Below are 15,212 nucleotides of genomic sequence, written 5' to 3'. Positions count from 1 at the left end.
TATTTCATAAAAAAGGATGCATTCTATTTCAGATGCATCCTTTTTTATGAAATGAAGCGGGTTTTAACTAGAAGCTATAACCCAGTTTAGCATAGTAATAAGCTCCTGTAGTACCTAATTGACTGTTGTTCCCATTGTAATATTTGAAGTTTCCATTGAAATTCAGGCTTGGATCATTTAATGGCGGCATTTTATCAAAGATATTATTCGCACCTATTCCAAATCTTACCTTGTTCCTGAATTGATAAGAAACTTCAGCATCTAAAGTAACCAGCGCAGGCATCGTATTTAAACCTATCACTTTTTGAGGAATTGGATATTGGTTCGACAATTCTCCGGCTCTGTAAACCCGCAATGAACTCGTAAATCCTTTCAGGTTATGTACAATAGACATCGTGAAATTATTCTGTTTAGTTGCGGTTGCAGCAATACGTTCAGGATTAAAAATATTCTCATTTAAGGAAGCTAAAACTGCTGAGTTATGTACGCCAACAATTTTAAGCAGGTTGTAATTATAGGAAACAAGGAAAGTAAAATGTCCTAAATTATTGGCATGTAATTCATATTGAGCAACAATGTCTATACCTTGGGTACGGGTATCAATTGCATTGGCAAAATACCTTGCAGACTGGATACCAACGATATTATAAGCATCAAATAATTTCTTGATCAAAGGATTACTTGTTGTGAAAAAACTGGTTCTTACAATTCTGTCGTTGACTCTTACCGCATAAAGATCTGCTGTTATAAATAGGTTCTTTACAGGCAAAGCAGTTAATCCAGCGCTCACATTGTATGATTTTTCAGGCTTTAAAGGTTGTGCACCTAAAGCAATGGCAGCAGGGGAGTTGATCGGTAAAGTACTGTTCTCTCTGGAAACGATCTGACCGACAGCCGGATCGAGTGTGTAATTGGTTTGTGTTTGCGAGAAATACGATTGTTGTAGCGAAGGTGCTCTGAACCCTGTATTGGCTGCACCACGAATCGCATACCCTTTGATGAATTCATAACGGGCAGAAATTTTCCCATTGATTGTAGAGCCAAAATCACTGTAATATTCATAACGCGTTGCAGCACTTACGGTAAAAGATTTAGTAAAATCTGCTGTTAATTCAGCATAGGCTGCGCTGGTATTTCTACTTTGAGCTACCTCATTACTTGGACGGTATCCTACATAACCCTGTGAACCTACCGGTGCTCTCTTTCCTGCATTCGGGCCATCAAGAATCGGAACACCTCCATCAATATACGAAGCTTCTTCACCAGCTTTAATCGAATAGTTCTCTACTCTGAATTCGGCGCCATAAGCTAAGGAATAAACCTTGTTCTGTCCGAGTGCTTTTACAAAATCCAGATTGGCAGCATATTGGTTAAAATGGTGTGTACCCAGGTAAAAATCTGCAGGGCTTTTAGTACCTAAAGAAGGGTTGTCTGAATTCAACAGGTTAAACTGTACCGAGTTTCCACCCAGAGAAACACTGGCATCCATCATCCCCAATGATTTAAAGTCTTGTTTGTAGCCACCCGCAAAAGAGTAATCTGTGGTTACTATTTTACCCCTGGCTAAAAAGCCGTCTGGATAGATAGAACGCACCGTACCATCATCACTTGGTAATCTGAAACGGTTACTTCCATTTAAAGTATTGTTATAATTTACACCTCCAAATGCATAGATTTTGCCTTCATTTTTTAAAGGCTGTGAATAATTGATCATTGTTCCCAACACCTTTTTCTGCGGGTCTCCCTCAATCATAGTCACTTTTGGATCGGCAGCGTATGCGGCATTTTTTGCATCGCCCACGGGGTCTGAATAAGTCACATTACCGGCTGCATTTTTAATAGTTCCAAAATACTGCTTTCTTAAATCAGCACCAGCCCTGACGGTTTTTTCTGCATATAATCCTTGTACAGCGACATTAAGTACACCATTATTTTTTAAAGCGAAGCCTTTGTCTATTCCAACCTTTGAATTGAAACCATCTCCTCTGGAAGTAATTCCGCTTTGGACATCAACACTGCCCCCGGTATCTTTCTTCAGAATGATATTGATGACACCGGCAATCGCATCTGATCCATAAATAGCCGCTGCACCATCTTTTAATACTTCGATAGATTCAATAGCCGATACTGGAACCGCATTTAAATCGACACCAGTATTGTCAGCAATCAGAAAAGCACTGATATGTCTTCTTTTTCCATTGACTAACACTAGCATCTGATCGGTTCCCATACCACGCATGGTACTAGGCCTGATCGTTTCTGACCCATCACCTCTTACAATACGATTCTGGGTAAATGAAGGAACAAGCATTTGTATCAATTCAGCGGTGTTGGTATAACCAGAAGTTTTAATCTCCTGAGAAGAGATGAGCTGAACAGGGACTGGCGATTTGATGATACTTCTGCTTTTTCCTCTGTTACCAACTGAAATACTAACTTCATTCAAGTTAGATGAGTTATCGGTCATCATCACTGTGATTACAGTGTCTTTACTCAATTTAATCGTTTTAGTTAACTTAATAAGGCCAACACTTGAAATTTCCAGCTGGTATACTCCGGTCTTCAAACCTGTGAGTACAAACGAGCCATCCGAAGCAGATTTGGCCATTTTGTGCACAGGGTTCAGGGTAATTGTAGCACCTTCTATCAAGCGACTGCTTTCTTGAGTATCGATCTTACCTCTTAGGGTTAGCTGTGCTTTTAAAGTGCTTGCTGACAGGGTGAACAGAATAAGTAAACCAAACAATTTTTTAAAGCTGGTGGACATAATTTTCATATAAATATTCTCTTTTTTGACAAAGATGTTCTGCGTATATGAAGTTGATGTTATGACATCTTTACGCTAGTCTACATTGATCAAAGAGATAGTCTTGCAGGTTGTAGCGGCAAGACTAATTCATGCCTTTTGAAAATGCTTCAATTGTGTTTAAATGATGTTTGTGTGCTTTAAAAAAACGTAACAGATAAGTTATATGAAATTAAAGCGAGCAATTTAACGGTGTTAAGCTAATTTTATTTGGTTTTATTTTCTACATTGCAAAACTGTTCTTTGCATATTACATCAAACGGAAATGGTAATACTTCATTGTAGATTAATAGGGAATCGTGTGTAAATCACGAACTGTCGCGCAACTGTAAGTAACAAAAAAAAGGTTTTCATCCAAAAATATCCACTGTTCTACCGATAGAATGGGAAGGATGATGAAAATTGTTACAAGTCAGGAGACCTGCCTGTTCCGAATGGACAATGCTTTCGCGATTCGAAGCTTTTAGTCTGAAAGGTGTTTATTCTTACCTGGAAAAATACGTCCCTGATATTCATGTGTTTGTATTGCCGCGTATTTTTATAATCCGTCTTTTCTTAAAATCTTCCTGTCAGCAGCATTGTATTAAAAATCTAAGAACATTTTTAACCGAAGCTAATTTTTCAAAAAAAACTGACGATGCAAACAAACGACCCTAAAACCCCCGGTCAAAAATTCCGGGAGGCTTTAAAAACAGAAAGTCCCCTTCAAATTGTGGGAGCGATCAATGCTAATCATGCTTTATTAGCACAAAAAGCAGGATTCAATGCAATTTATCTTTCAGGTGGAGGCGTAGCTGCCGGCTCATTAGGAATTCCAGATTTGGGAATTACTACGCTGGAAGATGTACTAATTGACATCGGGCGGATCACCAATGTATGCGATTTGCCGCTGATGGTCGATGTGGATACAGGTTTTGGCCCATCTGCATTTAATGTGGCCCGTACTGTGAAATCACTGATCAAAGCTGGTGCTGCTGCGCTTCATATCGAAGATCAGGTAGGAGCGAAACGTTGTGGCCACCGCCCAGGTAAAGAAGTGGTGAGTAAAGCAGAAATGGTAGATCGTTTGAAAGCTGCTGTAGATGCCAGAACTGATGAACATTTTGTGATTGGCGCCAGAACGGATGCTTTTGCAATAGAGGGGCTGGAAAAAACATTGGAAAGAGCTGTTGCCTATAAAGAAGCAGGAGCAGATTTCATTTTCGCAGAGGCCGTACCAGATCTCTCTTATTATCAAAAATTTGTAGATGCTACAGGAATTCCTGTCCTGGCCAATATTACTGAGTTTGGGATGATCCGGATGTATACTGTTGACGAACTTAAAAATGCAGGTGTAGGTTTGATATTATATCCATTATCTGCTTTTCGCGCAGCCAATAAAGCTGCTGAAAATGTCTATCAGCACATCCGGAAAGATGGTACACAAAAGAATGTGCTGGATACTATGCAAACCAGAGAAGAACTTTATCAAAGTATAGGATACCACAATTACGAGCAAAAATTAGATAATCTTTTTAAAGCACAGAAAAATGATTGATAACCAGGAGACGCCAACGTTCAAACCGAAGAAAAGTGTAGCACTTTCGGGCGTTGTAGCAGGGAATACTGCTTTATGCAGCGTAGGGAAAAATGGGAATGATTTACATTACCGGGGTTATAATATTCTGGACTTAGCAGAAAAAGCCGAATTTGAGGAAGTAGCTTACCTGCTTATTTACGGTTCTTTACCTACTAAACCACAATTGACAAATTACAAGACTAAGTTAAGGTCACTTCGGGGACTGCCTAATTCGGTTAAGAACATTTTACAGCAGATACCTGCGGCTGCGCATCCAATGGATGTAATGCGCTCCACGGTATCAGCAATTGGCAGCATACAGCCTGAAAAGGATGATCATAATATTGCCGGAACCAGAGATATTGCCGATAAGCTGCTGGCTTGTTTCAGTTCTGCACTTTTATATTGGTATCATTATGCACATAATGGGAAAATTATAGAAGTGGAAACGGATGATGATTCAATTGGTGGACATTTCTTACATCTTTTACATGGCCGTAAACCTTCAGCGTCGTGGGTAGATGCGATGCAGATCTCACTTAACTTATATGCAGAACACGAGTTTAATGCTTCTACGTTTACCAGCCGGGTAATTGCGGGAACAGGTTCTGATATTTATTCGGCTATCACAGGGGCAATAGGTGCATTGCGCGGGCCTAAACATGGTGGCGCGAATGAAGTTGCTTTTGATATACAGAGCCGCTATAATTCGCCAGATGAGGCTGAAGAAGATATTCGCAAGCGTGTAGCTAACAAAGAAGTGATTATTGGATTTGGCCATCCAGTTTACACCATTTCAGATCCAAGAAATGTAGTGATTAAAAAAGTAGCAAAGGAGCTCTCGGAAGAAGCAGGCGATATGCTGCTTTATAATGTTGCTGAGCGTTTGGAAACCCTCATGTGGGAGGAGAAAAAGATGTTCCCTAATCTGGACTGGTTTTCAGCAGTTTCTTATCATTTAATGGGGGTACCCACTTTAATGTTCACTCCGCTTTTTGTGATTTCAAGAGTAACAGGATGGAGTGCACATATCATTGAGCAAAGACAAGATGGGAAAATCATCAGACCAAGTGCCAATTATACAGGCCCGGAAAACAGAGAATTTGTTTCCGTTGAAAATCGTTAAAAATAATCGTTAATAAATCAAATAAAAAATGTCATCACACATCTCAAATGAAAGACCACAAACTGATCAGGTATTAGTTGATATTGTGGATTATGTATTGAATTACGAAATAAAAAATGAACTGGCCTGGAAAACAGCACACTATTGCTTGCTGGATACTTTAGGATGCGGTTTGGAAGCTTTAACTTATCCTGCTTGTACTAAATTATTAGGCCCTGTTGTGCAGGGTACTATTGTTCCCAATGGTGCTAAAGTTCCGGGAACACAGTTTCAATTAGACCCGATTCAGGCAGCATTTAATATTGGTACTATTATTCGCTGGCTGGATTTTAATGATACCTGGCTGGCAGCAGAATGGGGACATCCTTCTGATAATCTGGGCGGTATTCTGGCCACTGCTGATTGGCTTTCCAGAACATCTGTTGCCAATGGAAAACCGGCATTGTTGATGAAAGATGTACTGGAAGGTATGATCAAAGCACATGAAATTCAAGGTATACTGGCTTTGGAAAACTCCTTTAATAAAGTTGGTTTAGACCATGTTATTTTAGTAAAAGTAGCTTCTACAGCTGTTGTGGGTAAATTAATCGGGCTTACGCGTGATGAATTAATTAATGCCGTTTCATTGGCTTTTGTGGATGGACAAGCTTTAAGAACCTATCGTCATTCTCCAAATACCGGAAGCCGTAAATCGTGGGCTGCGGGTGATGCGACTTCAAGAGCTGTGCGTTTGGCATTAATTGCAAAAACAGGGGAGATGGGTTATCCATCTGTATTGACTGCTAAAACATGGGGTTTTTATGATGTATTATTCAAAGGAAACGAGTTCAAATTTCAACGTGATTACGGTTCTTACGTGATGGAAAATGTCTTGTTCAAAATTTCTTTCCCTGCAGAATTTCACTCGCAAACTGCTGTTGAGGCTGCAATGACGATTCATTGGAAATTAAAGGCAGCTGGTAAAACAACAGATGATATTAAAAAGATAACTATTCGTACGCATGAGGCAGCTATTCGTATCATTGATAAGAAGGGGCCATTGAATAATCCTGCAGACCGGGACCATTGTATTCAATATATGGTTGCCGTACCGTTGATTTATGGAAGATTAACTGCTGCTGACTACGAAGATAACATTGCCGTTGATTCAAGAATTGATTTGTTGCGTGCACAGATGGAATGTGTGGAAGATGTACAATTTACTACAGATTATCATGATCCATCAAAACGCTCCATTGCCAATGCATTGCTTGTGGAATTAAACGATGGAACTGCATTGGAAGAAGTTGTGGTTGAATATCCAATTGGTCATCAACGCAGAAGAGCGGAAGGAATTCCAGAGTTATTGAAAAAATTCAAGATTAATCTGGCACGGAAATTCCCGGAAAGACAGCAACAAGCTGTTTTACATGCTGCATTAGATTACAACAGATTGGTGAACACTCCGGTAGATGAATTTATGGATTTACTCGTGATTTAATATGTTGAAAAATATTATGGGAATGATTAAGTGGATAATGGGTTAATAATGACAACAGAAGAAAAAATCGATCAATCGGAAACACATGTTTTTAAAGTGGTATTTCCTGATACGACCAATCATCACAATACGATGTTCGGCGGAAGAATATTAATGATGATGACCGAAACGGCTTTTATGACAGCGACCCGGTTTTGCAGGAAGAGTTTTGTACTGGTGAGCAGTGGTCAGATAGATTTTAAAAAACCTATCCCTGCTGGTTCTATGGTTGAATTGGTAGGCAGGGTGGAACGTATTGGCAATACAAGTATTGTGATACAAGTAGAGGTCTATTTAGAAAAAATGAGGGAAGAATTCAGGGAAAAAGTTGTCGGCGGTGCTTTTACTTTAGTCGCCATTGACGAGGACAATAAGCCTGTTTTAATCCGGTAAATTCTTAATTAACCCGGCGGTTTTCAAAGCCGGGTTAATTTCTAAAAACTAATATTGTACGAGTTTTTAATTTCTGCCATTGCAAAAGTACTATGGGTGCTTCCTATACTTTTAACGGAGCCTAATTTGTTAAAAACAAAATCCTGGTAATGTTTCATATCCCTGGCATAAACCTTTAAGATAAAGTCGAAATCCCCGGAAATATTATAACATTCCACAACTTCATCGATCTTTAAGATGTCTTCTACAAACTGATGGCCTATTTTTCTATCATGTTGTTTAAGCTTGATATTGCAAAAAACTATAAATCCCTGGTTAAATTTTTCGGGATCAAGTATAGCAATATACTTCTTAATATATCCGTTGCTTTCTAACCTTTTCACTCGCTCAAAAACAGGAGATGGTGATAAACTTACTTTTGCAGCAAGCTCTTTTATCGTGTAATTTGAATTGTTACCTAATATCTTCAGCAGTAATAAATCTGTGTCATCTAATTCATCCATAGAATAATTTTCGTTAGTGATGTCAAAAATAAAGACTTAAAAGCATAATATGCTCCTAATAGTTCATAAAAAAGTTATTTATCCTTATTTATAGTGTTTAATGTAGTTTTAAAATCTTCATATATACATTTGTGTGGAATTAAAAACTGATTTGTAGCGAATAAAGCGCCGGATATTAAGCAATAACCGGGAGTTTTTTTACAATGATTATTAACCATTTAAAAAGTTGAATAAAGATGCAAACGCACAACCTTGGCTATCCACGAATTGGTAGCAACAGAGAACTAAAAAAAGCCTGTGAACAATATTGGTCAGGCAAAATTACCTTAGCGGATTTATTAAGTAAAGGAAAAAATATATCCGGGCACAACTGGAAATTACAGCAGGAAGCCGGAATAGATCTGATCCCTTCTAACGATTTTTCGTATTATGATCAGATCCTGGATATGTCCTTAACAGTTGGTGCTATCCCAAAACGCTATAACCAGGTGGCGCTAAAATCCAATAATGAAATGGATTTGTATTTTGCTATGGCAAGAGGATATCAGAAAGAAGGATTGGACATTACAGCGATGGAAATGACAAAATGGTTAGATACAAATTACCATTACATCGTTCCTGAATTTTATAAAAATCAGGAGTTCAAGTTATTCTCTAATAAAATCGTTAACGAGTTTGTAAGTGCAAAGCGTTTAGGCATCAATAGTAAGCCTGTAATTATCGGACCGGTTTCTTACCTTTTACTGGGTAAAGAAAAGGAAGAGGGCTTTGATAAATTGGATTTAGTGAAGCGTTTACTTCCGGTTTATGTGGAGATTTTAACGGAATTAAAAGCACATGGGGCTGAATGGATACAGTTTGATGAACCATTTCTGGCTTTAGATATTAATGCGCAAGCAAAAGAAGCTTATCAGTATGTTTATGCGGAGTTGAAAAAGAAATTTCCACTACTGAAAATCCTGGTAGCTACTTATTTTGAGGGTTTAAAAGACAACTTGGTTTTAGCAGCATCATTGCCTGTTCATGCCTTACATATTGATTTGGTACGTAATCCTGAGCAATTAGAAGAGGTGCTGAATGCTATTCCTGAGCAATTGATCTTATCTCTGGGTGTAGTTGATGGAAGAAATGTTTGGAAAAATGATTTTGAGCAGTCTTTGTCAATCATCAAAAAAGCAGTGGATCAATTAGGAAGTGATCGCGTATTGATTGCGCCTTCATGCTCTTTGTTACATTCACCTTGTGATCTGGATTTAGAAACCAATGATCAGACTTTAACTCCTGAGATTAAACAATGGTTGGCTTTTGCTAAACAAAAGATTGATGAAGTAGTGACGTTGAAAGCATTGGCATCTGAAAATCCTGATGCAATTGCATTGGAAAAATTGGAAGAAAACAAAAAAGCTATTTCCAATCGCAGAACGTCGAAACTGATTCATAACGAGCAAATCAAACAGCGTGTTCGTGCAATTACGGCTAAGGATGCTGAGCGTACAAATCCTTTTCCTACCCGAAAAAAAACACAGCAGGAAATTTTACAATTACCCCTTTTCCCAACGACAACTATAGGTTCATTTCCACAGACTCCTGAGGTTAGAAGCTGGAGAGCGCGGTTCAAGAAAGGCGAAATTACTCCGGCAGAATATGATACTTTATTGAAAAAAGAGACAGAAGAAACAATTCGCTGGCAAGAAGAAGTAGGAATTGATGTACTGGTTCATGGGGAGTTTGAACGCAATGACATGGTAGAATATTTTGGCGAACAGCTGGATGGTTTCACCTTTACAAAAAATGGCTGGGTACAGAGTTATGGTAGCCGTTGCGTTAAGCCTCCCATCATTTATGGTGATGTGCACAGGCCAGATGCAATGACTGTTTATTGGACAGAGTTTGCACAATCATTGACTAAGAGTTTGGTCAAAGGTATGCTAACCGGCCCTGTTACGATTTTGCAATGGTCTTTTGTCCGCAATGATCAGCCTCGTTCTGTTACTTGTAATCAAATCGCATTAGCGATTCGCGATGAGGTCGTAGACCTTGAAAAAGCGGGAATCAAAGTTATTCAGATTGATGAGCCTGCTATCCGCGAAGGTTTGCCTTTGAGAAAAGCAGCCTGGCAAGCTTATTTGCAATGGGCAGTCAATGCATTTAAAATCTCAGCAAGCGGTGTAAAGGATGGAACACAGATTCATACACATATGTGCTATTCTGAGTTTAATGATATCATTCAGAACATTGCTGATATGGATGCAGATGTGATTACCATTGAATGCTCTCGTTCACAAATGGAATTGTTAGATGCTTTTGCAGATTTCAAATATCCAAATGATATCGGGCCTGGTGTTTATGATATCCATTCTCCAAGAGTACCTTCAAAAGAAGAAATGGTAGCGCTTTTAGAAAAAGCGAAGGCCGTAATTCCAGCTGAGCAACTTTGGGTAAATCCTGATTGCGGATTAAAAACCCGCCATTGGCCAGAAACCAAAAGTGCTTTGATTGCAATGGTAGCAGCGGCTAAAGAGTTAAGTGCAAAGGAATACGTGTTAAATTAGGTGTAAGTAGCTTAACTTTAGTGTTATACTTCAAAAAACACGGATTGAAATTTTTAATCCGTGTTTTTTTTAACGGAGTGAATTGAAAGTAACTGGACGTTCAGAATACTTTATTTGGGAAACGTTCTCGAAGGATGTAACTTGGGTTGTGGCAGCAGGGTGGAAGTCCTGGGAAATATTGATGAAGATAAAGTCGGATACAGCAACGTAGAATGAAAAACAAACTTAGAAAAATCGTCATTGACAATTCGAAATATTTATATGTGGTTACGGATAAATATCACTCAGAAAATGAAACTAATACACTCACACTTAAAGTGTTTTTAGAAGGTTATAAACAAAGTCCACTAGTTATAGACTTTTTAACGTTTGATAATTATTACATGGGACAGGTCTTAAAATCAGGTGTGTCTTTAAAGAACAAAAACACAGATGTAATGGAGATCATCAATATAAATAAACCACGATTTATACGTAAATTAATTTTACAGGCTTTAAAAAATGGCTGGACCGGAGTAATTAAAATTGATAAACAAAACGGGCTTGATTATTTAATTCAATTAGGATATGATACAGAAGTATTAATCCCATGAGAAATACCAGGTTGATCTGTAAAACCCGCTATACAATTTGTAGCGGTTTTTTTTGTTAATGTAAGTTCCGATTTAATGAATAAAAAAATACATCAAAATCTTGTGTAGTTAAATAGCTACGTTTATATTTGTAGTCAAATAGCTACGTAATGAATTTGAGACGAGACGTATTTCAAGCAATAGCAGATCCGACCAGACGGGCGATCCTGTTATTAGTTGCTTCACAATCTTTAACGGCGGGGGCAATAGCGGCAAATTTTAATACTGCAAGACCAACTGTTTCTAAACATTTGCAAATACTTACTGAATGTGAACTGCTGGAACAAAAACAAACGGGCAGAGAGATTTACTATCAGACGAATGCGGAAAAGATGAAGGAGATAGCTGATTTTATTGAACCATTCCGCCAAATGTGGGATGACAGGTTTAACAAATTGGAAAGTATCATGAAAAATTATCAACCAAAATAATAGCATCGTATGGAACAAAAAACAAAAGTTAATGCCGAAGAGGGCAAACAGGAAGTAACTATTGCAAGAGAATTTGATCTTCCGCTTGAATTACTTTTCAAAGCGTTTGCAGAGTCTGAAATTGTTGCACAATGGATGGGAACGAAAGTGTTAAAAATGGAAAGCCAGAAGCATGGCAGTTATCAATTTGAAACTAGCGATTCACAAGGAAATGTAGTGTTCCGGGCCAATGGAGTTATCCATGAGTTTATCCCAAATCAAAAAATCATCCGGACATTTGAAATGGAAAACACACCTTTTGGCGTCCAGTTGGAATTTGTAGAGTTTGAAAGACTAACTGACCAGACAAGTCAATTGCGTATGCGCGTGATTTATGAATCGCTGGCACAAAGGAATCAAGTTTTGCAGCTGCCTTTTATTCAGGGAATTAATATGGCTCATAATAGGTTACAGAATATCGTTTGGAAATTAAAAAATAATTTAAATTCATCTATAAATCAGTATTAACATGGACAGTTATAAAGAAGAGTGCTCAGCAGAGGAACAAAAAAATTTCTTTGCAGTATTAAAAGTGCGTTTCGAGAAGAATACAAGCCGCCATAAGGATTTAGAATGGGCTGGGGTCCAGGAGAAATTAGAAGCTCATCCTAAAAAAGTTCAGTCTTTAATGGCAATGGAAAAAACTGGCGGTGAACCAGATGTTGTCGGTCATGATCAAAAGACAGGGGAGTACATTTTCTATGACTGTTCACCAGAAAGTCCTAAAGGGCGCAGAAGTCTTTGTTACGATCTTGAAGCACATACATCAAGGAAAGAATTTAAACCTGAAAATAATGTTATTGATGTGGCAGCTGATATGGGTATTGAACTTTTAAGTGAAGAAGAATACCGGGGTTTACAACAAATAGGGAATTTTGATACCAAAACGTCGAGCTGGATAAAAACACCCGCCAATATCAGAAAATTGGGTGGAGCTGTTTTTTGTGACCGGCGTTATGATACCGTGTTTGTTTATCACAATGGAGCGGAATCTTATTATGCGGCGCGTGGTTTCCGTGCTTCATTAAAGGTGTGAGAATTTTTGTCATTTCAGCATTCTGAAGTTGGAAGGGATTTGTTGTGTATGCTTTTTGAAGAAATGACTAAAACTAGAAGGGTCTTCAAAACCAAGACTATAGCTGATTTGTGCAATATTCCATCCTGAGTGCTTCAGCATTGAAATTGCTTCGGTAGTAATCCTGTCAGAAATGTGATTGGTAGTAGTTTTGCCTGTAACGGATTTCACTGCCCGGTTCAGATAGTTGACATGAACTCCTAATTTATCTGCATAAGCTGCTGCTGATCGCATTTCAAATTCTTCTGATGGAGATTCAATCGGAAACTGCCTGTCCAGCAATTCACTGAAAATGGCGGTAATTCTTGCTTTTGCATCAACAAACTGATAAACTTTATCTAAAGGGAACATTTTCATCGCCAGGTGTATCAGCTCGTTTAAATGGGTTCTGATTACATCATGTTTATATTCATAGTCGGTTAACAAGTCTGCTTGCATTTTTTTAAAAATGCTATCAACAGATTTCTCCTGTGTTTTATTTAGCATGAATACCGGTTTGGCTCCATTAGCGAATAAAGTCATTTCGCGAATCCCATTTTTATAGTAATCATTATAATAAGATTCCCGAAAAATTAAATATCCGCCAAAGTTGCTTTCTTCAAGCATCTCCAAAGTGTAGGGTACATCAGGATTAAAAAAGACTAAAGCGGTTCCATTTACTTCAAGGCTCTTATCGCCATAATGGAGCAAAACGCGACCTTTAAAAAGTGATACTTTATAAAAATCGCGTCGCCGATAGCTTATTTTGGCATCAGTTGAACATTCTTCATGAGTTACGATCGCAAATTGGGTTTTACCTTTATTTGCAGATTGATCATAGAACGTAAACTTTTCCCTGTAAAAACTTTCTAATGTTTCAATTTTCTTCATTACCTAAATCTATGCATTTTCAGAAGATTTAAACAATTTACCTGCTATCTACCCCGTTACACTATTTAAGAACTCCAGTGCATCCTGCGTTGATTTTTGTGATCTTTCGAACACTTCTTTGGTCAGGCCTGCGTGGAGCTCATACTCATTGCCTTCGATACCTGCTATAAGTGCAGAAATAATATTTGAAGCAGGCATTTTTATAGTCTGCTTTAACTGCCTTTGAAAATGGCGTGTCAACTAGCGGGGCCATGAGTTCGAATATTTTAATAGAAGACTGACTACGTTCTAAAACCAATCTGAGGCCTAGAATGTATGAATGCAGTGCTGCCTTAATCGCACTATAAGTAGGATGCATCAAATCGGGAACAAACGCAACAGCAGAAGTCGTTATAACCATCGCTGATTCCGGATGTGCAGCAAGAACAGGGGCAAGCTCATGCGTCAGTAAAACTGCTGAGTTAAAATATTGCCCAACTGGCTAAACTGTTTCGCTGCCTCTAGACCCATTCCAGTTCCGCCACCTTTAATTAATATCGTGTTTTTAGTCGTCTTCATCTTATTTATATTCTTTATTTAATATTTCTGGAATAAATAATTTCCTCATGTAGTCCACATAATCCTGATCACTTTTATTTTGCCTTGCACCAAAATATAAATGCGTATCTGTTCCGGCCATATAGCGTAATTGATCTTTATTGTCAGAAGCTGCCGTGTAAATGACTTCAGCAATTTCTGCTGTTTTTGAACTCATCGTGTCGTTTTTGTTCCAATTATTAAGCGCAATTTTATCGAATTCTTCATAGGCAGTTATGCGCTCATCCCCTGCCATACTTACTGCACTAAAGAAATTGCTTTCTGTTGATCCCGGTTCAATAATTTTGACTGAAATATTTTGTGAAAGCAACTCATAAGCCAGTGATTCAGAGAATCCTTCTATAGCAAATTTAGTAGCGTGATAAAGGCTGCAAGTTGGAAAAGTTACTCTTCCGCCCTGTGAGGTAATATTTATGATCAAGCCTGATTGTCTTGCTCTGAAATGTGGGAGAATAGCTTTAATGACATCCATTACGCCAAATACATTCACGCTGAATTGCTGCATAATCTGTGCTGAGGTTGATTTCTCAAACGCACCCAGTACGCCAAAACCCGCATTGTTTACCACAGCATCAATATTTCCGAATTTTTCAATTCCAGAAGCTATGGCAGCTGCAATACTTTCCTTATCTTGAACATCCAGCTTTGTTAAAAAGATGTTTTCGATAGCAGATAGTTCTTCTTCCTTTTCTGGTGAGCGCATGGTTGCGATTACATTCCAGCCTGCTGCTGCGAATTTTTTTGCAGTTGCTTTACCAATCCCTGAGGATGTTCCTGTGATTAAGATCGTTTTCATGATATCATTTTTTGAAGTTAAATTTTTCTATAAGTTGGATTGATTCGAAAGGTTCAGCCGTAAATGTCAGGGCTTGTTCAACGTACTTGTTTGTCTTTACAGCATCCAGATGTCCTTCGAAACTTATTTGTGATTCCCATGTTTCAATGATGTATGATACCGGGGGATTTGCACTGTCGCTATAAATTTCATAGCTAATGCAGCCAGTTTCAGATGTTGTATTTTTCCTGAGTTCTGAAAAAACAGACTCAAGAGATTCTGCGTTATTTTTATCTCTGGCTTTGAATAATGTTAAATATGTAATCATAAAGATGT

General features: G+C 38.2%; 16 protein-coding genes and 1 riboswitch. Of the genes, 9 read left to right on the top strand and 7 right to left on the bottom strand.

Annotated features, from left to right (window positions below):
• Nucleotides 1-67: 67 nt before the first annotated feature.
• Entirely contained in the window at nt 68-2,776 is a 2,709-nt protein-coding gene (locus ABIB30_RS03175) for a TonB-dependent receptor (RefSeq protein WP_354299302.1), read from the bottom strand.
• Between the two features lie 279 nt (nt 2,777-3,055).
• Nucleotides 3,056-3,249, top strand: a riboswitch (cobalamin riboswitch).
• Nucleotides 3,250-3,443: 194 nt separating this feature from the next.
• Here ABIB30_RS03175 and prpB point away from each other — a divergent pair.
• Genes prpB through ABIB30_RS03155 form a run of 4 tightly spaced genes read left to right on the top strand, consistent with a single transcriptional unit; the run spans nt 3,444 to nt 7,402 of the window.
• Nucleotides 3,444-4,343, top strand: a complete 900-nt coding sequence (gene prpB, locus ABIB30_RS03170; protein WP_354299301.1) for a methylisocitrate lyase — start codon at nt 3,444-3,446, stop codon at nt 4,341-4,343.
• A complete protein-coding gene (gene prpC / locus ABIB30_RS03165) occupies nt 4,336-5,490 on the top strand; it encodes a bifunctional 2-methylcitrate synthase/citrate synthase (protein WP_354299300.1) in 1,155 nt (384 codons plus the stop codon). Before prpB ends, prpC begins: the two co-directional genes overlap by 8 nt.
• A 28-nt stretch (nt 5,491-5,518) precedes the next feature.
• Nucleotides 5,519-6,970: a bifunctional 2-methylcitrate dehydratase/aconitate hydratase gene (locus tag ABIB30_RS03160; RefSeq protein WP_354299299.1), complete on the top strand. Its 1,452-nt coding sequence runs from the start codon at nt 5,519-5,521 to the stop codon at nt 6,968-6,970.
• 48 nt (nt 6,971-7,018) lie between these two features.
• Nucleotides 7,019-7,402, top strand: coding sequence for an acyl-CoA thioesterase (locus ABIB30_RS03155; RefSeq protein WP_354299298.1), 384 nt, complete (start codon nt 7,019-7,021; stop codon nt 7,400-7,402).
• A 41-nt stretch (nt 7,403-7,443) separates the two neighbouring features.
• Here ABIB30_RS03155 and ABIB30_RS03150 read toward each other — a convergent pair whose 3' ends face one another.
• Nucleotides 7,444-7,905, bottom strand: coding sequence for an Lrp/AsnC family transcriptional regulator (locus ABIB30_RS03150; protein ID WP_183869026.1), 462 nt, complete (start codon nt 7,903-7,905; stop codon nt 7,444-7,446).
• Nucleotides 7,906-8,141: 236 nt separating this feature from the next.
• On the opposite strand from ABIB30_RS03150, the gene metE reads away from it, so the two are divergent.
• The 5 genes from metE to ABIB30_RS03125 all read left to right on the top strand — a co-directional run bounded on the left by metE (nt 8,142) and on the right by ABIB30_RS03125 (nt 12,595).
• Nucleotides 8,142-10,457: a 5-methyltetrahydropteroyltriglutamate--homocysteine S-methyltransferase gene (metE, locus tag ABIB30_RS03145; RefSeq protein ID WP_354299297.1), complete on the top strand. Its 2,316-nt coding sequence runs from the start codon at nt 8,142-8,144 to the stop codon at nt 10,455-10,457.
• A 212-nt stretch (nt 10,458-10,669) separates the two neighbouring features.
• A complete protein-coding gene (locus ABIB30_RS03140) occupies nt 10,670-11,050 on the top strand; it encodes a hypothetical protein (RefSeq protein ID WP_354299296.1) in 381 nt (126 codons plus the stop codon).
• A 149-nt stretch (nt 11,051-11,199) separates the two neighbouring features.
• On the top strand, nt 11,200-11,520 hold the full coding sequence (locus tag ABIB30_RS03135) for an ArsR/SmtB family transcription factor (RefSeq protein WP_354299295.1): 321 nt from the start codon (nt 11,200-11,202) through the stop codon (nt 11,518-11,520).
• A 9-nt stretch (nt 11,521-11,529) separates the two neighbouring features.
• The gene (locus ABIB30_RS03130; protein ID WP_354299294.1) at nt 11,530-12,027 is read left to right on the top strand and encodes an SRPBCC family protein; all 498 of its coding nucleotides are present in this window, start codon (nt 11,530-11,532) and stop codon (nt 12,025-12,027) included.
• 1 nt (nt 12,028) lies between these two features.
• Nucleotides 12,029-12,595, top strand: coding sequence for a DUF4256 domain-containing protein (locus ABIB30_RS03125; protein WP_354299293.1), 567 nt, complete (start codon nt 12,029-12,031; stop codon nt 12,593-12,595).
• 9 nt (nt 12,596-12,604) lie between these two features.
• On the opposite strand, the gene ABIB30_RS03120 is transcribed toward ABIB30_RS03125, so the two are convergent.
• The 5 genes from ABIB30_RS03120 to ABIB30_RS03100 form a co-directional block, all read right to left on the bottom strand.
• Complete coding sequence (locus ABIB30_RS03120) at nt 12,605-13,504, bottom strand: helix-turn-helix domain-containing protein (protein ID WP_354299292.1); 900 nt, start codon at nt 13,502-13,504, stop codon at nt 12,605-12,607.
• A gap of 48 nt (nt 13,505-13,552) precedes the next feature.
• Entirely contained in the window at nt 13,553-13,702 is a 150-nt protein-coding gene (locus tag ABIB30_RS03115) for a hypothetical protein (RefSeq protein WP_354299291.1), read from the bottom strand.
• Nucleotides 13,650-13,952, bottom strand: coding sequence for an SDR family NAD(P)-dependent oxidoreductase (locus tag ABIB30_RS03110; RefSeq protein WP_354299449.1), 303 nt, complete (start codon nt 13,950-13,952; stop codon nt 13,650-13,652). Before ABIB30_RS03110 ends, ABIB30_RS03115 begins: the two co-directional genes overlap by 53 nt.
• Before the next feature lie 111 nt (nt 13,953-14,063).
• The gene (locus ABIB30_RS03105) at nt 14,064-14,897 is read right to left on the bottom strand and encodes an SDR family oxidoreductase (RefSeq protein ID WP_354299290.1); all 834 of its coding nucleotides are present in this window, start codon (nt 14,895-14,897) and stop codon (nt 14,064-14,066) included.
• Between the two features lie 4 nt (nt 14,898-14,901).
• On the bottom strand, nt 14,902-15,204 hold the full coding sequence (locus ABIB30_RS03100; protein ID WP_354299289.1) for a putative quinol monooxygenase: 303 nt from the start codon (nt 15,202-15,204) through the stop codon (nt 14,902-14,904).
• Nucleotides 15,205-15,212 lie beyond the last annotated feature (8 nt).

This window comes from Pedobacter sp. UYP1 (assembly GCF_040547305.1).
GTDB lineage: Bacteria > Bacteroidota > Bacteroidia > Sphingobacteriales > Sphingobacteriaceae > Pedobacter.
This window is presented reverse-complemented; position numbering and strand designations above follow the sequence as displayed.